General features: G+C 68.8%; 14 protein-coding genes. 8 read left to right on the plus strand and 6 right to left on the minus strand.

Going from position 1 to position 16,273, the window contains the following annotated elements:
• Positions 1–429: ArsA-related P-loop ATPase (locus VF794_RS09450; RefSeq protein ID WP_331108935.1), on the minus strand; the 429-nt coding region annotated here is incomplete at its 3' end.
• A gap of 123 nt (positions 430–552) precedes the next feature.
• Here VF794_RS09450 and VF794_RS09455 point away from each other — a divergent pair.
• A complete protein-coding gene (locus VF794_RS09455; RefSeq protein ID WP_331108937.1) occupies positions 553–852 on the plus strand; it encodes a hypothetical protein in 300 nt (99 codons plus the stop codon).
• Positions 853–861: 9 nt separating this feature from the next.
• Positions 862–1,680 (plus strand): ParA family protein, encoded by an 819-nt coding sequence (locus tag VF794_RS09460; RefSeq protein WP_331108939.1) that lies wholly within the window; start codon positions 862–864, stop codon positions 1,678–1,680.
• A gap of 58 nt (positions 1,681–1,738) precedes the next feature.
• Here VF794_RS09460 and VF794_RS09465 read toward each other — a convergent pair whose 3' ends face one another.
• Positions 1,739–2,413 carry a polyhydroxyalkanoate synthesis regulator DNA-binding domain-containing protein gene (locus VF794_RS09465; RefSeq protein ID WP_331108941.1) on the minus strand — a complete coding sequence of 225 codons (675 nt, stop codon included), beginning with the start codon at positions 2,411–2,413 and terminating at the stop codon, positions 1,739–1,741.
• A gap of 148 nt (positions 2,414–2,561) precedes the next feature.
• Between VF794_RS09465 and VF794_RS09470 the strand changes: the two genes are divergently transcribed.
• A complete protein-coding gene (locus VF794_RS09470) occupies positions 2,562–4,346 on the plus strand; it encodes a zinc-ribbon domain-containing protein (RefSeq protein ID WP_331108943.1) in 1,785 nt (594 codons plus the stop codon).
• Positions 4,333–5,076: a hypothetical protein gene (locus tag VF794_RS09475; protein WP_331108945.1), complete on the plus strand. Its 744-nt coding sequence runs from the start codon at positions 4,333–4,335 to the stop codon at positions 5,074–5,076. Before VF794_RS09470 ends, VF794_RS09475 begins: the two co-directional genes overlap by 14 nt.
• On the opposite strand, the gene VF794_RS09480 is transcribed toward VF794_RS09475, so the two are convergent.
• Positions 5,073–5,303 carry a twin-arginine translocase TatA/TatE family subunit gene (locus VF794_RS09480; RefSeq protein ID WP_331108947.1) on the minus strand — a complete coding sequence of 77 codons (231 nt, stop codon included), beginning with the start codon at positions 5,301–5,303 and terminating at the stop codon, positions 5,073–5,075. The genes VF794_RS09475 and VF794_RS09480 overlap by 4 nt on opposite strands.
• Positions 5,304–5,412: 109 nt before the next feature.
• Here VF794_RS09480 and VF794_RS09485 point away from each other — a divergent pair, with 109 nt between their 5' ends.
• The gene (locus tag VF794_RS09485; RefSeq protein ID WP_331108949.1) at positions 5,413–6,141 is read left to right on the plus strand and encodes a glycerophosphodiester phosphodiesterase; all 729 of its coding nucleotides are present in this window, start codon (positions 5,413–5,415) and stop codon (positions 6,139–6,141) included.
• On the opposite strand, the gene VF794_RS09490 is transcribed toward VF794_RS09485, so the two are convergent.
• The 3 genes from VF794_RS09490 to VF794_RS09500 form a co-directional block, all read right to left on the minus strand.
• Positions 6,138–7,049, minus strand: a complete 912-nt coding sequence (locus VF794_RS09490; RefSeq protein ID WP_331108951.1) for a hypothetical protein — start codon at positions 7,047–7,049, stop codon at positions 6,138–6,140. The genes VF794_RS09485 and VF794_RS09490 overlap by 4 nt on opposite strands.
• Before the next feature lie 151 nt (positions 7,050–7,200).
• Positions 7,201–10,413 (minus strand): MXAN_5808 family serine peptidase, encoded by a 3,213-nt coding sequence (locus VF794_RS09495; RefSeq protein ID WP_331108953.1) that lies wholly within the window; start codon positions 10,411–10,413, stop codon positions 7,201–7,203.
• A 224-nt stretch (positions 10,414–10,637) separates the two neighbouring features.
• On the minus strand, positions 10,638–11,444 hold the full coding sequence (locus VF794_RS09500) for an EI24 domain-containing protein (protein WP_331108955.1): 807 nt from the start codon (positions 11,442–11,444) through the stop codon (positions 10,638–10,640).
• 59 nt (positions 11,445–11,503) lie between these two features.
• On the opposite strand from VF794_RS09500, the gene VF794_RS09505 reads away from it, so the two are divergent.
• The 3 genes from VF794_RS09505 to VF794_RS09515 form a co-directional block, all read left to right on the plus strand.
• The gene (locus tag VF794_RS09505; protein ID WP_331108957.1) at positions 11,504–12,841 is read left to right on the plus strand and encodes a glutamate--cysteine ligase; all 1,338 of its coding nucleotides are present in this window, start codon (positions 11,504–11,506) and stop codon (positions 12,839–12,841) included.
• An 80-nt stretch (positions 12,842–12,921) separates the two neighbouring features.
• Positions 12,922–14,565: a sensor histidine kinase gene (locus VF794_RS09510; RefSeq protein WP_331108959.1), complete on the plus strand. Its 1,644-nt coding sequence runs from the start codon at positions 12,922–12,924 to the stop codon at positions 14,563–14,565.
• A 170-nt stretch (positions 14,566–14,735) separates the two neighbouring features.
• The coding region (locus VF794_RS09515) for a tetratricopeptide repeat protein (protein ID WP_331108961.1) at positions 14,736–16,273 on the plus strand (1,538 nt) is incomplete at its 3' end.

Genomic DNA, 16,273 nt, shown 5'->3' on the forward strand with positions numbered 1-16,273 from the left:
GTCCATCACGATGGTGTCCCACAACGGCTGACCATCCGGACGCTTCTCCTGCGCGTGGAAGAGAATCTTCCCCAGCATCACCAGTTCTTGGAGGGACGGGATGAAGCGCAGGAAGTAGCGCACGACCTTGTTCTCGAAGACCGTCTTGTAGAGGGTCTCGAAGCGCAGGACCATCAGCGCGTACTCGCGCATGGCCTCCTGGGGGCGCACGTCCACCGCCCACAGGTTGTCCTCCAGCTTCTTCACCTCGGGGCCCACCGGCTCGTGCCCCAGCAGGCGGCTGATGCGCTCCTGCGTGTTCACCTCGCACACCAACGTGCGTCTTCCGGCGCGCGCCGAGCGCAAGGCCAGCGCGGCGGAGATGGTGCTCTTCCCCACGCCGCCCTTCCCGGAAACGATCCACACCCTCTTGTCGAGCAGGCCGGCCATCAGGAGCGGCGAACCGTAAGGACGCCCCTCCCCCCTGTCAACGCGCTCCGTCCTCTTGCTTCCATCGCTTGACACGTCGCGTCGCGTCCTTCCAGAGTTCGCGCGTTTTCTCCAGGACCATTCATGCTCAAGAACAATCCCGTGGTGAAGAAGCTCGTCGAGACGGGCGAGGAGCGCGTCGGCAAGCTGGCGCAGCAGCTCATGTCCAACGAGAAGTTCGTCACCATGGTGCAGACGTTGGTGTCGCGCTCGCTGGCCGCCAAGGGGACGATGGACAGCGCGCTGCGCTCGGCCCTGGCCGCCATGAACCTGCCCTCCACCGCGGACGTGGAGCAGCTGCGCACCAAGGTGGACGACCTGGAGCGCCTGCTGTCCTCCATCGAGTCCAAGGTGGACACCCTGGCCTCGTCCCGGAAGAAGTAGAGGCTCTCCATGCGGCGCATCGCTTTCATCAACGAGAAGGGTGGCACCTGCAAGACGACGCTCGCGGTCAACACCGCCGCGTGGCTCACGCGGGAGCGCGGCCTCAAGGTCCTCCTGGTGGACCTGGACACGCAGGGGCACGCGGGCAAGTCACTCGGCCTGGACGTGCGCACGCTGCCTCGCAACGTCTTCCACCTGCTCACCGAGCCCGACGTGCGCCTGGAGGACGTGGTGCGGCCCTCGGCCATCGAGGGCCTGTCCGTCCTGCCCTCCTACAAGGAGATGGCGGACTTTCCGCTCGCCGTGGCCAATGACCCGCGCCGCGCGCACCGACTCGCCGAGCGGCTGGCCCCCGCGGAGGCCGCCGGCTTCGACGTGCTCGTCTTCGACGCGCCTCCGTCCATGGGCCTCACCACCCGCAACATCCTCGTGGCCGCCACCGAGGTCGTCGTGCCCGTGGGCCTCACGTACTTCGCGCTCGATGGGTGCGCCGAGGTGGCCGACACCGTCCGCCAGGTCGCCGAGTCCGAGGGCCGCCCCGAGTTGCGCATCACCAAGGTGGTGCCCACCCTCTACCGGCGCACCTCCCTCGCCACCGCCATCCTCGAGCGACTCGGCGCCTACTTCCCCGACACGCTCGCGGCCACGCCCCTGGGCTACAACGTCAAGGTGGACGAGGCCCAGAGCCATGGGAAGACCATCTGGGAGTACGCGCCTGGCAGCTCCGGCGCGAAGATGCTCGGCGCCATCGCCTCTGAGATTTATGGCGAGCCGGCCAAGGGCACCCGGCGCGGTGGCGCTCGCAAGAAGGCCTCCCGGGTGGCGTAGCGCTGGTGGGGAAGGGGAGGGTCCGAGCGTTGACCCTCACCCCCGCCCGCTTCCAGGGTTATTGCTGCTTGTTCTTCTCGAGCTCGTCGAGCTTCTTCTCCAGCTCTTCCAGCCGCTGCACCAGCGCCTGCATGTCGCGGCCCATCGCTGGCAGGTTGCCCGCCAGGTTCTCCACGACGTGCTTCACCCGCTCGTCGACCCGGCGCTGCCATTCCTCCAGCGCTCGCTGGCTGGCCTTGAGCAGCTCCGCGGGGCCTCCCGCCGCAGTGGCCGCGGCGTTGGCCGTCGCGTCCGTCTGCTCGGTAGGTGACTCGGCGGTCGTGGCCTCGCCCTCCGGCGTGCCGTCCTCGCGCTTGTCCTCGCGCCGCAGCAGCTTGTCCAGGCGCGACTCGGCCTCCTCACGGATGGACGCCACCCGGGGGGTGACCTCCTTCTGGATGAAGCCCGTCAGCGACTCGCCGGGATGGCGGATGATCTCCCGGAGCACCGTCAGCGGCATCCGGTTCCGCTTCTTCTCCTCCTCGAAGATGATCTGCGCCAGCGTGACCGAGGTCAGGTCCTCCTTCGTCCGATTGTCGACGATCTGGACCTCCACCCCCTCTTTGATCATCAGCGCGATCTCATCGAGGGTCACATACCGGCTCTCCACGGTGTCGTAGAGCTTGCGGTTGGTGTACCGCTTGATGACCTTGGGCTCCTTGCCCGGCACGCCTGCCTGCTCTGGCTCGCTCATGTCCGCATTCTCCCCCACATCCGGGGCTTTCGCACTCGGTGCGGGACGAAAGCCTGTAGCAGAGGGGTTGGGGGCGAGCAAGCTGGGTGGAGGCATGTTCGCGGTGGTGCCTCTCTGCGCCTATACTCACGAACCGGCCGAGCCCTGAATGATCGTCAAGTGTGAGCGTTGCCAGACGCGGTTCAAGATCCCCGACGAGAAGGTGACCGACAAGGGGGTCAAGGTCCGCTGCACCAAGTGTCAGCATACCTTCCGGGTCGTGCGTGAGGACGCCTCGTCCGCCACGTCGACTCCGGCTGGACCTTCCGTGCCCTCCGTCGAGCCCGCCGCGAAGCCCGCGGCGCCTCCCCGGTCCGGCACTCCCCTCGAGGCCCCTCGGGCCTCCGCGCCCGTGGCGAGGCCCGTGGCCGCCACGGCCCCAGGCGTCGCCTTCCCCCGAGGTGGGACCGCGCCCGTGCCCACGTCGCTGCCCCGGGTGGGCGGCGGGATGGATGTGCCGAAGACTCCGGGCACGCTCGACCTGGACCCGCTGATGGAGTTCATGGGCGAGAACACCCCCTCGCCCGCCGAGTCGCTCCAGCTCGCCGCGAAGGCCCCCCTGCCCGACAAGCCCGCGGGAGCCCTCGCGTTCGGCCCTCAGGCCAAGACGACCGCTCCGGCCAGCCCGGCCGCGGGACCCTCGCTGTCGCTGTCCTTCGACGAAAGCAATCCATTCGCCGAGGCGGCTCCGGCACCCAGGCCCGTTCCGGCCCGGAGCCCCGCGCCAGCTCCGAAGCCCGCCGCGCCCGTCCAGGTTCCGGCCCGGAGCACCGCGCCGGCTCCAGCTCCGAAGCCCGCCCCCGCGCCCGTCCCGTCGCGGAGCAGCGCGCCGGTGAGCTTCGACGCGGATGACCCGTTCAACCTGCCTCCGGATGACGCGGCGACGCTGCGGGCCACGCCCACGCTGCCTCCGGCCCAGCACGCCGCGCCCGCCCCGGCTCCGGCTTTCGAGGAGATGGAGGGCCTGGAGGGGAACAACCCGTTCGTCTCCTTCGACCCCGTGGCCGCGCTGCCGCCGGCTCCGAGCCCCGCCCCCGCTCCGTCGGCCATCCCGGACTGGGGTGCCCCGCAGCAGGCCGCTCCCTCGGCCATCCCGGATTGGGGCGCCACGCAGACCGTCGCGGCGACGCCCATCGCCAAGTCGGACGCGCAGACGGAGCGCAACCCGTTCCCCATCCCGGACTTCCCGGGCGGTGCGCCGCCAACTCGGGAGATCCTCCCCGACCTGCCGGCGATGACGCCGACGTCCGCGGCGCCAGTGATCGCCGCGCCCGCCGAGCCCGCGAAGAAGCCGCGTGAGGACTCCGCCGGGGGTCCGCGTCCGGTCCAGCGTCTGGCCGCCGTGGCCGCCCAGGTCGTGGTGGCGGCGGTGCTGGTGCTCGGCCTCCTCGCGCTGGGCACCGCCTGGCTCAACGGTGGCCGGGTGGAGCTGTCCGCCCTGTCGCCCTCGAAGATGCGGGAGCTGGTGTCGCCCACGCTGCCCCTGATGGGGAAGGACCTGTCCAACGGTCTCTATGAGACCCACGACGGGCGCACCCTCTTCTTCGTCCGGGGCGAGGTGGAGAACCGGGGCACCGACCCCGTGCGCGTGAAGGCGCTCGTCTCGCTGTACGACGGCGCTCAGCGGGTGAAGTCCGCCGAGGGCCTCGTGGGCACCGTGCCCTCGTCCGAGGAACTCTTCACCCTCAAGAACGCCGCGGCCGCCGATGCGCTGCGCACCCGCCTGGATGCCGCCGCCCAGGAAGTGGCTCCCGGTGCCCGGGCTCCCTTCGTCGTCCTCTTCTACGACTACCCCTCCGACCTGGGCAGCTTCCGGCTCGAGGTGACGTTCGAGCCGCAGGCGCGGGTCGCCGCTGGAGGGACCCAGGAGAAGGCGGGCAATGCCCAGCCGTGACGAGGCCAAGGTCGTCGTCCGGCGGCTGCACGCGTTGAGCGGCAGTGCGGAGATCGTCCGCAAGGCCGCCGCGCGCGAGCTGGCGAAGAGGGACCCGTTGGACGCCAACGAGCTCCTCCACCACGTCATCCTCCTGGCTCGCGCGAGCTGGGAGCCGGCCACCTGTGTCCTGTCCGCCTTCGTGTCGGCGCTGGGCCTGGAGGCCGCTCAAATCCCCTACGCGGACTCGCTGCGCCGCATGGCCGAGGTGCAGTCCCTGGAGTCGGTGGCGGACCTCTTCGAGACGGGGCCGGCCCAGAAGGAGCTCGACCAGGGCGCGGCGGCCAAGTCGGACGCCCAGGCCTTCACCCAGTCCCTGGGCCACCTCAAGCAGCAGGCCCGGATGACCCGGGACCCGGACGTGCTCTCGCGGATGGCCACGGTGAGCAACCCCGCGGTGATCCGCAACGCGCTCCTCAACCCCCGCCTCACCGAGGACCTGGTGGTGCGCATGGCCGCGCGCCGCCCGGCCCGGCCCGAGCCGCTGGTGGAAATCTGGAAGGCCACGCGCTGGTCCTCACGCCACTCGGTGCGCCGCGCGCTCGTCTTCAACCCGTACCTGCCGCCCGAGGTGGGGGTGAAGATCGTCCCCCTGCTCAACGCGAGCGACCTGGCCGAGCTGGCTGGAGACTCCTCGGTGCACCCCTCGCTGCGAGAGCAGGCCGCGCGCCTGCTGGGCGCCGGGGGCTAGGTGCGCTTCGAGTCGGAGTCGGTGTAGTTGGCGTCGGAGACGTCCTGGCCCCGCTTGGCGCGGGGCAGGGTCTTCACGTCCACGAAGTCCTCACCCTTGGAGGCCTTCTTGAACGAGTAGACGAACTTGCCCACGGCATTGCCGAGCTGTCCCATCCGAGCGGCGGAGAACACCACCACGAGGATGAAGGCAATGAAGAGAATCTCTCCGAGGCGTAGGCCCAACATGCCGCGCACAGTGCAGCAAAGCCCGGGGTGAGGCAAGCCGCCTGTCACACCCTGGACGAGCCCGCTCGGGACGCTCGCCCGCCGGGCCGGCCTGTCGCACACTGGGGACATGCTCCTGCTCGCCCACCGTGGTGCCAGCGCCGATGCCCCGGAGAACACCCTCGCCGCCTTCCAGGAGGCCGTGGCCCAGGGGGCCGACGGCGTGGAACTGGACGCCATGGTGTGCGGCTCCGGCGAGGTGGTGGTGTGCCATGACGAGCACCTCCAGCGGCTCGCCGGCCTGCCCTGGGAGGTGCGCACCACGTCCTGGTGGAAGCTGAAACAGGCGGACGTAGGCAGCCGGCTCGGCTTCGCGCCCGCCCGCATTCCCCTGCTGGAGGAGGTGCTGGACGCGCTGCCCTCGCACTTCCTCATCAACATCGAGCTCAAGTGCGACCACTTCGAGGACGGAGGGCTGTCCCGGAAGGTGGCGGAGCTCGTCACCGGCTGGGGCCTGGAGGAGCGGGTGGTCATCTCCAGCTTCAACCCGCTGTGCCTCTTCCGCACCGCCGCCGCCGCGCCCTCCCTGCGCCGGGGCTACCTCATCGATCCGGACAAGCGCTGGGGACCGCAGGCGTACCTGATGAACCCGCTCGTCTCCTCGCACTCGGTGCACCCGTACCACGAGCAGTGCACGCCGGAGCGCGTGGAGGAGTGGCGCCAGAAGGGCCTGCGCGTGGCGGTGTGGACGGTGGATGAACCGGAGCGCGCCCGGCTGCTGGAGCAGATGGGCGTCTCCTACCTCATCACCAACAAGCCCCGCTTCCTTCGCGAGGCCCTGCGCGGCAAGGCGGCCTAGAAGTCCAGGCCGAGCGTGCCGCTGAAGCCCACCACCGCCGGCAGGCTCCGGTCGGTCGTCTCGCCCGTGGCCTCGTTGGTCACCGGGATGGAGCCCGGCTGGGTGACGGACAGCTCGGCGCCGAGCTGGAGCGCGCCGCCGATGAAGCGCACGCCGCCATAGACGCGGGTGTTGATGTTCTGGCCCAGCTTCACCTCCTGGTAGACGCCGGTGTCATCCAGGCCGGCGTAGGGGTTGGCCGGGTTGATCGTGTCGTCCACCGTCCGGTCCTGCCGGAAGTCGAGCGTGTCCGTGGTGGCCATCACGCCGATCAGATCGAGGCCGCCGTAGGGGGTGAGCGTCACCATGCCCCCGAGCGGGAACTGCTTGCCCACGCCCATGTCCAGGCCGGCCGCCGTCAGATCGAAGTCCCTGTTGCCCAGCAGCCGCGTCACGTGGGCGCGCACGCCGATGTCGGGCAGCCAGGTGAAGCCCTCGTTGACGGCCCACTTGAGCTCGCCGGTGGCGGCGAACATGCGGCTGCGATCCACCCAGCCGATGCGCGTGCCCAGCTCCAGGGAGAAGGGCAGGCCCTTGCGCACGTGTACCGAGGGCAGCAGCAGCGACGCCGTCTGCGGCCGCTCCGTGGGCAGTAGCACCGAGGAGGGCAGGGAAATGGTGCCCAGCTCCCCGTTGACGGAGAAGCCCGCGTGTCCCAGCGTCTCCGGCGGCATCAGGTTCGCCGAGGTGAGGACCGCGGCGAACGTCCGGGCGAAGGCGCGGAAGTTCCCGTTCGCCTCGGGGTCGAACGTGGCTGACTTCGTGTTCGGGTTGCCGAGCTTCGTGATCTCGAGGTCGTTGCGATCCGCATACGCGGCGGGACCGCACACCAGCACCGCGAGGACCATCCAACGGCTGAACGTCCGCATCCTCAGTACCGCCTCCCAGGCGCAAGGCGCCAGAACGGACCGACGCTAGCGTGCGTGAGAGGAGGGGGTCAATAAAACGGGCGGCCTCCGAGGGGGCGGAAGAGCCCCGACGAAAGTCGCCCGGAGACGGACGATCAGCCGCGCTACTGCGCTACGGCGTGGCCGACTTGGCCGGCTTGGCCGGCGCCGGAGTGGCCACCTTCTGGGCCACCTCGGCGGGACGGCGGCGGATGACGAGCGTACGCCGGCTGGCGAACTCGGTGCTCTCGCGCGCCACCACCAGGATGCTGTTGTTGCCCTCCTTGAGGTTGAACTCGGTGGAGAACTTCATCTTGCGCGGCTCGTTGCCCTTGGTCGGGTCCACGGCCTGGAAGTAGACCTTCTGGTCATTCACCAGGACGTACATGTCCAGCAGGCCGGTGAGGTCGTTCACCTCGCCACTGAGGGTGAACTTGTCGCCGTTGGCCACGAGGCCCCCCTGGCTGGCGTCCACGTCGAGCTTGATGTCCGGCGGGGCGCGGCGGGCCACGTACGTCATCAGGTCCTTGCTGGGCGTGGCCTTGCCGCGCGCGTCGCGAGCATCCTGGGCGCGCACGAAGGCGAAGCGATCCTTCTCCAGCTCCACCCGGTAGAAACCCTTGGTCGAGGCCTCGGTGGTGAGCATCGCCGGGCGGGAGAGCCTGGCCAGCACCGCGCCGTCAGCCTGCGGCGAGGCCAGCAGCTCCACCTTCTCCGCGAGCTTCACCAGGCCCTTCTTCGGCTCGAACTTCGCCACGGCGGCGTCCGTCACGGGGATCATCAGCTTCTCCATGGCGAACTCCTCGAGAGGCTCGTCGACGATGGCGAGCTTGAGCGGGAAGGTCTCCTCGTGGAAGGCCTTCTTCACCTCGAGCTGGAAGCGCGCGGTCTTCGTCTCGCCCGGAGCCATTTCGCCCAGCTTGAAGCGGCCCTTCTCGATGAAGATGTTCGGGTCGCCGACATTCTTGATCTGCGCGAACGAGTCGAGCGCCTTGCCCTTGCCGGTGTTCGTCACGTCCAGCACCAGGGTGATGTTCTCACCGCGCTGGGCCACGCCGTCGCTGTTGCACGACTCGCAGGTGTCGATGACCTGCCAGTTGAAGGCGAAGGCGGGACGGGGCAGCTCGGCGAAGCTCAGCTCGCTGACGAGCGTGGTGGGCAGGGCCCCGTTGTCGTCGTGGAACTTCACGGTGACCTCGTCGCGGCGCGAGGTGAGGTCCTTGGGCAGCTTGACCTTCACCTTCCACGTCTTCTTCTCACCGGGGGCGAGGCTGCCGAAGAGGAACTCGCGGCGGTCCAGGTAGTAGTTGTCGCTCTCCGTCCAGGCACGCACGCGCTTGAGCGCCTCGGCACCCTTGTTCTCCGCGGTGACGGTCAGGTCGAACGTCTCGCCCGCGGCGATGCGCTGGTCGGCGGCCGGGGTGAAGGTGGCGGCGAGCTTCACGTCCTTGGGCGTGGCACCCGCGCTCCAATCCAGGTTGAGCGCGCTGATGGCGGAGTTGATGCGCTGCTCCTCCTCGCGGCGCTTCTGCTCCACGAAGGACTTGCCCTTCTGGAGCATCGCGCGCCGCTCGGTCAGCGGCACCTGGAGGACGTAGTCGCGGGCGAACTGCACCTCGAAGTCCTCCTTGATCTCATCCTGGCTCTCGGCGTCCATCTGGTCGTCGAGCTCCTCGACGGTGCCCACCGACTCCACGTCCAGCAGCGGGTTCTTCTCCCCCTTGGCGGCGACCTCGGGGTTCTTGTCGGCCTCTTCCTTCTTGGCCTTGGCCGCCTGCTGCTGCTTCTCGTCCACCTTGAGGTACTTGAGCGACTCGAGCGGCTTCTCACGGCCCAGCACGTCCTCGCGCTTCTTGGCCACGGAGTCCGAGTTGGGGTTGCCGAAGTGCTGATCCAGGTCCGCCTCGCCGATCGTCTTGCGGGGGGCGAACACGAACACGCGCTCGTCGGTGACGGCCGCGGGCACCAGCTCGATGTCCGGGACGATACCGACCTCCTGGATGGAGACGTCGCCCGGGGTGAGGTACTTGGCGATGGTCAGCTTGAGCGCGCTGTCGTCCGGGAAGTCATAGAGCACCTGCACGCTGCCCTTGCCGAACGTCTGGCGGCCGATGATGACGGCGCGGTTGAGGTTCTTGAGCGCGCCGGCGACGATCTCCGAGGCCGAGGCGCTGCCCGCGTTCACCAGCACGGCGATGGGGTAGGTGTCCTCGCCCTCGTCCGGACGGGCGCGCTTCTCCTCGCGCAGCTTGTCCGACAGGCCCACCGTGGACACGAGCGTGCCGTTGGAGATGAACGTGTCGGACACCTGGATGGCCTGCTCCAGCAGACCGCCGGGGTTGCCGCGCATGTCCAGCACCAGGCCCTTGAGGCCGCCCTTGCTCTCGGTCTGCCGGCGCATCTCGGAGATGGCCGCCTGCAGGTCGCGGGTGGTGTTGCCCTGGAAGTTCTTCAGGCGCACGTAGCCCACGTTGCCCGCCAGCAGCTTGGACTGGACGCTCTCGATGGAGATCATCGCGCGGCTGAGCGACATGGGGCGCGGCTTGTCCCAGCCCTTGCGCTCCACGGTGATGGAGACGCGGCTGTCCACCGCGCCGCGCAGCTTGGACACGGCCTCGTTGAGGTCCATGTTGACCGTGGACTCCTCGCCAATGCGCTTGATCTGGTCATCCTTCTGGATGCCCGCGCGGTAGGCCGGCGTCTTGGGCAGCACCTTGACCACCGTGAGGTTGCCCTCGCGCATCTGGATGACGAAGCCCAGGCCGCCGAACTCGCCCTTCGTGGACAGCTTCATCTCCCGGTAGATCTCCGGGCGCAGCAGCACCGAGTGGGGATCCAGCGTGGAGAGCATCCCGTTGACGGCCGCGTACTCGACGTCGCGGGTGTCCTCCATGGGACGCATGTTCTTGTTGACGAAGTCGAAGACGTCCTTGAGCGTGAAGGACATCTTCCAGAGCGAGTCGACGTGGCTGATGTCGAACTCGCGCGTCTTGCCGTTGACGTTGAGGTTGAGCTTGCCCGTCTCGGCGTTGCCGTCCACGAGCACGTCCGGGACGCTCTTCTCCACGTACTCCAGCGCGGAGATCATCATCTCCTTGGGCTTCACGCGCTTGGGGTCGACGTAGTTGTCCTTCACATAGAGGATGACCTTGGTGAAGACGCGCAGCGAGGAGAGGTCGTGCTGACCCTTCTCGCCGGCCACCCGGGTGGAGTCCGACGCGTTGCTACCCTGGCCGGCCTCCGCCACGCCGAGCGTCAGGGGAAGGGGTGCCCGGTCATTGCCCACAAGGGCCCAGGCGCCAAGAAGGACGGCGACGGCGAGCATCCGGCGAAAAAGTCGCGGCATGATTCATCCAGGGTGGGGCTCGTGAGCCCCGGGGGTGATGCGTGAAAAACCCAGCAAACTCAAGGAGTTGGCGAGAGCAACGAGCGCTGGGAGCAGCCGAGCAAGCCTAATCATGGACCCTCGGTGCTTCAAGCGGTCGTCATCGCGCAACGTTGGAGAACGCCAAGAAGAGGCGCGGCGTTCCCGCGTCGGGGCGACCAGACCCAGACAACCGGGCCGGGGGATTATTTCCCGAGGGCTCCTGGAGGGGGTGGAACGTTCCCCACCGCACGCAATCCCCGGAAGAGGAGCGTGCCTCCGACCACGGCCACTGGGAGGAAGAAGGTGTTGAGCAGGGGCACCCAGAGGAGGAGATAGACGCCCAGCCCGAAGCCCAGGCAGAGGAGCCAGCGCTGACGCATCACCCGGCGCACCTCGGCGAAGGGGTACGTGTGGCGCGTCATGGGCGCGGCCAGATGCTCACCGGCCAACCAGAACATCGTCCACAGCGTGCCCAGCACCGTCCACAGCACGTTGCCCGCCACCGGAATCAGGTTGAGGGGGAAGAGCACGGCGAGCCCCAGCAGCAGGAAGAAGACGCGCGTCAGGGTGTGCGTCACGCTGATGACCAGGCCCCGGAAGAAGGGCCCCAGGCGGAAGGGCGGCGAGGTGAAGTCCCCGCACAGCTCCTCGGTGATTTCGGACAGCGGGTCCTGGAGGGGGGCCAGCACCACGGGCACCACCACGTTGGCCCCCACCACCAGCAGCACGACGAACAGCAGCGCCAGGACGAGGTACCAGAGGACCCGACCGTACCAGGCCGTGGGAAGCGTCCACATCCCCCCCAGCAGCTGGGGGGCGTACACCCAGAGGAGGCCGAAGAGGACTCCCAGGGCGATCAGGGTGACGAGCGCGCAGAGGGCGGACAGGCCCATCAGCCGGGGCGAGCGGAAGATGAGGCCTCCGGCCCGCCCCAGCAGGGCGAGCCCCTGGAAGAAGTCCGCGGGACCAGCCCGGGGGGAGAAGGTGGGCACCGGCGAAGGGTGGGTCATCCTCGGGACGATGCGCAAATGACAGCGGACGGGTCAATGACGGTTATAAAGGGGCCGCCATGTCTCTCGATCTCCAGCGCGCAGTCTCCGAGCCGATCACCTCCATCGACATGTTGTTGGCCGGTTTCCGGTCCGCCGAGAAGCCCCGGTCCCAGCACCTCCTGGGGCTCGAGCACGAGAAATTCGTCTACCCCGTCCAGTCCGCGCGGCAGGTCCCCTATGAGGGGCCTTCGGGCATCGGCGCGCTGTTGGAGCGGCTGGCCCCGGCCGGTTACACACCCTTCCGGGAGACGCCGGACTCCCCCATCATCGCCCTCCAGAAGGGGATGCTCACCATCTCCCTGGAGCCGGGCGGGCAGCTGGAGCTGTCCGGCGCGCCCTGGCGCACCGCGCGCGAGGCCCACGCGGAGAACCTGGCCCACCTGGCCGAGGTGAAGGCCGCCGCCAGCTCCCTCGGGTTGCGGCTGGTGGCCCTGGGCTATCGCCCCTTCCAGACGCCAGCGGACATGTCGTGGATGCCCAAGTCGCGCTACATCGCCATGCGGCAGACGCTGCCCGAGCGCGGCCGGTTGGCGCACAACATGATGTTGATGACGTCCACCGGGCAGGTGTCGCTCGACTGGGAGGACGAGGCCGACTGCGTGCGCAAGACCGAGCTGGTGGCGCGCCTGGCCCCGCTCATGGTGGCCCTCTATGCCAACAGCCCGCTGGTGGACGGCAAGCCCTCGGGCTACCTCTCCTTCCGCAACCGCGTCTGGGACGAGGTGGACCCGACGCGCTGTGGCTACCTGCGCTCCTTCTTCGACGGCTCCTTCTCCTACCTCGCCTACGTCGACTGGGCCCTGGATGCCCCCATCCTCTTCCTGCGTCGGCGCGGCGAGTACCTCCGCCCGAAGATGACCTTCCGCCAGTTCATCCAGCAGGGTTTCGAGGGCAGCCCCGCCGACATGAGCGACTGGACGGATCACCTCTCCACGCTCTTCCCCGAGGTGCGACTGAAGAAGGTCGTCGAGGTGAGAGGCGCGGACTGCGTGTCGGCGCCGATGACGGGTGCGCTCGCGGCGCTGTGGCGCGGGCTGCTGTACGACCGGGGCGCCATGGAGGAGGGCGAGCGGTTGCTGCCGAAGCTCTCCTACGAGGAGCACCTGGCCTTCCACGACACCGCGCGCCGACAGGGTCTGGCCGGGCGGCTGGGCAACCACGAACTGCATCGGCTGGCCGGGGAGATGGTGGCCATCGCCCGCCGGGGCTTGGAGCGGCTGGATCGCGAGGACGCGCCCCTGCTGGCGCCGCTCGCCGAGGTGGCGGCCTCCGGTCGCTCGCCTGGTCAGGTCGTCCTGGAGGCGTGGGAGAAGGATCCCCGTCCCGAGGCGTTCCTCGCGCGCTTCTCGCTTTGATGGCTTGTCGACAAATACGGGTTGGGCGATGATTTCGGTGTAGACCGCTCCCAGCCACGGTCGATGCGAGGGCCCACCTGATGACAATGCGCGGCAAGGTGTTGCTGTTCGCGTTCGTGGCGGTGGGGCTCGTGGCCGTGGTGGGAGGCTCGCTCTTCGTCATCTCCACGGGCGGGCGCCAGAGCATGGAGCGGGTGTTCGCCATCCAGGAGCAGAACTCCCTCTATGGCAAGCTGACCGCGGATGCCGTGTGGGTGCCGCATGCCCTGTTGGATGCGAAGGCGAAGGGGCAGGCGCTCCATGGCGTGTTCGAAGCCCAGCGGCAGCGCGCCGAGAAGGACTTCGCGGACCTGGGGGAGCTGCTGCTGCGCGGGGCGGAGCCCGAGGAGCTGACGGAGGAGCTGGCCCGCTTCGAGGAGGCGCGGCAGGCGCATCTGGACTGGATGCGGCGCCTGGAGGCCCGCGTCCAGGAGGCTCCCGAGGGAGCGGCGGACGGGGTGCTGCACGAGTCCATCGACACCTTCCAGGCGGAGGTGTTGCCCCATCTCGACAAGCTCTGGGTGGCCAAGCGCGCCAGCCTGGTGGAGCACAAGCGCGTGCGCTCCCGGGCGCTGCGCCTCGGCCAGGTGCTGGGCATGGTCGTTCCCCTGGTGGCGCTCGTCCTCGTGCTCGCGCTGGCGGCCACCCTCCTCATCACCCTGCACCGCTCATCGCGGGCGCTGCTGGAGGGGGCGGAGCGCATCGGCCGGGGTGACTTCACGAGCGAGCTGCCGGTGACGGGCCAGGACGAGCACGCCATGCTGGCGCGGGCCTTCAACCGGATGGCCGCCGAGCTGCGCGACACCGTGCTCGAGAAGGAGCGGCTGGCCAAGGCGGAGGCGGAGTCCTCGGAGCGCGAGATGCGCCGCTACAACGCCCTGCTGAAGGAGACCGTGCGCCAGCGCACCGCCGAGCTGGAGGAGGCCAATGCCCAGCTCCTCTTCGCGGACCGGCTGGCCACCATGGGGCAGCTCGCCGCGAGCGTGGGCCATGAGATCAACAATCCGCTCGCCTTCATTCTCAGCAATCTCGGCTACGCGCAGGAGGAACTCCAGCGCACGCAGGGGATGCCCTCGTCCGAGGAGCGGGAGGAATTGCTGTCGGCCCTCTCCGAGGCGCGCGAGGGAGCCGAGCGGGTGCGACTGCTCGTGCAGGACCTCAAGCTGCTGTCCCGGCAGGACGACACGGAGGTCGGCCCGGTGGACATGGGCTCGGTGCTGCGGAGCGCGTCGAAGATGGCGGCGCATGAGGTCCGCAACCGCGCGCGGCTCGTGGTGGAGACGGACGGCGTGCCCCCGGTGCAGGGCAACGGCGCCCGCCTGTGCCAGGTGTTCCTCAACCTGCTCATCAACGCGGCGCATGCGATCACCCCGGGACAGGTGGCGCGCAATGAGATCCGCCTGAGTGCCCGGAAGAGCCAGGGCTCCCACGTCGTCGTGGAGGTGCGCGACACCGGCTGTGGCATCCCGCCGGAGAACCTGGAGCGCATCTTCAAGCCCTTCTTCACCACCAAGCCCGTGGGCGTGGGCAGTGGGCTGGGGCTCTCGGTGTGCCACCGCATCATCACCACGCACGGGGGGGACATCTCCGTGGAGAGCGTGGTGGGCCAGGGCACCACCTTCCGCGTGCTCCTGCCGCTCCACGTGGACGAGCGCACCGGGGAGTCCGAGACGATGGCGGCCTAGCCAGGCGGCTCCCACGTGAAGTTTGCATGATTCTCCAGGTCACCGGCTCCATCTGACTGTGAGGTCACTGTTCGGAGGCCTTGCGCGCGTGGATGAGCCACGGGTCTGCCTGCTGAGGTCTGACACGTCAGGCCTGGGATATCGAACCAGGACGGGTACCAGGAACCGACATGCTGCGAGTTCGTGAGTGGATGCTGGTAGTGGTGGTTCTGTGCTGTGTGGCGGGAGCGGCCTCCGGGCAGGAGCCACCGGATGCGCGACAGCAGGAGGCGCGGACGGCCTTCGACGAGGCGAACACGCTCTGGGCCGCGGGCCGGTACGCCGACGCCATCGCGAGGGGCGAGCAGGCGCTGGCGCTGCGGGAGGCCGTGCTCGGGGGCACCCATCCAGACGTGGCCAGGAGTCTGGACCAGCTTGGTGCTCATCACCTGCTTCAGGGGAAGCTTGTCCAGGCCGAGCCGCTCCTTCGGCGCGCGCTGGCCATTCAGGAAGCGGCCCTCGGAGAGAACCACCCGGAGATCGCTCGAACGCTCACCCACCTCGCCGGCCTCTACCCGATCCAGGGGTTGTACGAGCGTGCCGAGCCGCTCCTCAAGCGCGCGCTGGCCATCCGGGAAGCGGCCTTCGGCGAGAATCATCCCCTCGTCGCCGAGTTGCTCCACCACCTCGCTCAACTCCATCTGGTACAAGGTTCGTACGCTCGTGCCGAGCCGCTCTTCTCGCGTGCACTGGCCATTCGGAAAGCAGCCCTTGGCGAGAACCACCCGGAGGTCGCTCAAACGCTCGACGGCCTCGCCGTCGTCTACTTGAATCAGGGGTTGTCCGCTCGTGCCGAGCTGCTCCTTCGGCACTCACTGACCATTCGGGAAACGGTCCTCGGCAAGGACCATCCCAGCGTCGTGGCCTCGCTCTGGGGCTTCATCGATTTCTACCAGGCCCAGGGGTTGTCCGCTCGTGCCGAGCCGCTCCTCCAGCGTGTGCTGGCCATGCTGGAAGCGGCCCTCGACAAGAACCCTCCCAACGTCGCGGATGCGCTCATGGCAATCACGACGGTCCACATGCGCCAGGGGACGCTCGCTCGTGCCGAGCCACTCTACGAGCGCGCACTGGCCATTCAGGAGGCGGCCCTCGGCAAGAGCCATCCCCTCGTCGGGGAGACGCTCTACACGTTCGCCGTTGCCTGCGCGGTCCAGGGGTTGTACGGCCGAGCCGAGCCACTCTACGAGCGCGCGCTGGCCATTCGGCAAGCGACCTTCGGCGAGAACCATTTCCTCGTCGCCGAGCCAGTCGTCGGCCTCGGCAACCTCTACATGGCCCAGGGGTTGTACGCTCGCGCCGAGCCGTTCCTCCAGCGCGCGCTGGCCATTCGGCGAGCGACCTTCGGCGAGAAGAGCAATGATGTCGCCCTCGCGCTCGGCAGCCTCGGCGGCCTCTCCAAGGCCCAGGGGTTGTACGACCGTGCCGAGCCGCTCCTCAAGCGCGCGCTGGCCATCTCGGAAGCGGCCTATGGCGAGAGCAACACCTACGTCGCCAAGCTGCTGAGCAGACTTGGCACCCTCTACCTGGCCCAGGGATTGTACGACCGTGCCGAGCCGCTCCTCAAGCGCGCGCTGGCGATCACGGAAGCGGCCTATGGCAAGAATGATCCCGACGTCGCCGACGCGCTGCAGGAGCTTGCCGACGTCTACCTGGCTCAAGGGTTGTACGG

The sequence above is a fragment of the Archangium sp. genome (assembly GCF_036389735.1).
In the GTDB taxonomy this organism is placed as follows: Bacteria; Myxococcota; Myxococcia; order Myxococcales; family Myxococcaceae; genus Archangium.

Excerpts from the sequence above, each read along its gene's own strand:
- VF794_RS09455 (WP_331108937.1), top strand. The coding sequence starts at position 553 with ATGCTCAAGAACAATCCCGTGGTGAAGAAGCTCGTCGAGACGGGCGAG.
- VF794_RS09460 (WP_331108939.1), top strand. The coding sequence starts at position 862 with ATGCGGCGCATCGCTTTCATCAACGAGAAGGGTGGCACCTGCAAGACG.
- VF794_RS09465 (WP_331108941.1), bottom strand. The coding sequence starts at position 2,413 with ATGAGCGAGCCAGAGCAGGCAGGCGTGCCGGGCAAGGAGCCCAAGGTC.
- VF794_RS09470 (WP_331108943.1), top strand. The coding sequence starts at position 2,562 with ATGATCGTCAAGTGTGAGCGTTGCCAGACGCGGTTCAAGATCCCCGAC.
- VF794_RS09475 (WP_331108945.1), top strand. The coding sequence starts at position 4,333 with ATGCCCAGCCGTGACGAGGCCAAGGTCGTCGTCCGGCGGCTGCACGCG.
- VF794_RS09480 (WP_331108947.1), bottom strand. The coding sequence starts at position 5,303 with ATGTTGGGCCTACGCCTCGGAGAGATTCTCTTCATTGCCTTCATCCTC.
- VF794_RS09485 (WP_331108949.1), top strand. The coding sequence starts at position 5,413 with ATGCTCCTGCTCGCCCACCGTGGTGCCAGCGCCGATGCCCCGGAGAAC.
- VF794_RS09490 (WP_331108951.1), bottom strand. The coding sequence starts at position 7,049 with ATGCGGACGTTCAGCCGTTGGATGGTCCTCGCGGTGCTGGTGTGCGGT.
- VF794_RS09495 (WP_331108953.1), bottom strand. The coding sequence starts at position 10,413 with ATGCCGCGACTTTTTCGCCGGATGCTCGCCGTCGCCGTCCTTCTTGGC.
- VF794_RS09500 (WP_331108955.1), bottom strand. The coding sequence starts at position 11,444 with ATGACCCACCCTTCGCCGGTGCCCACCTTCTCCCCCCGGGCTGGTCCC.
- VF794_RS09505 (WP_331108957.1), top strand. The coding sequence starts at position 11,504 with ATGTCTCTCGATCTCCAGCGCGCAGTCTCCGAGCCGATCACCTCCATC.
- VF794_RS09510 (WP_331108959.1), top strand. The coding sequence starts at position 12,922 with ATGACAATGCGCGGCAAGGTGTTGCTGTTCGCGTTCGTGGCGGTGGGG.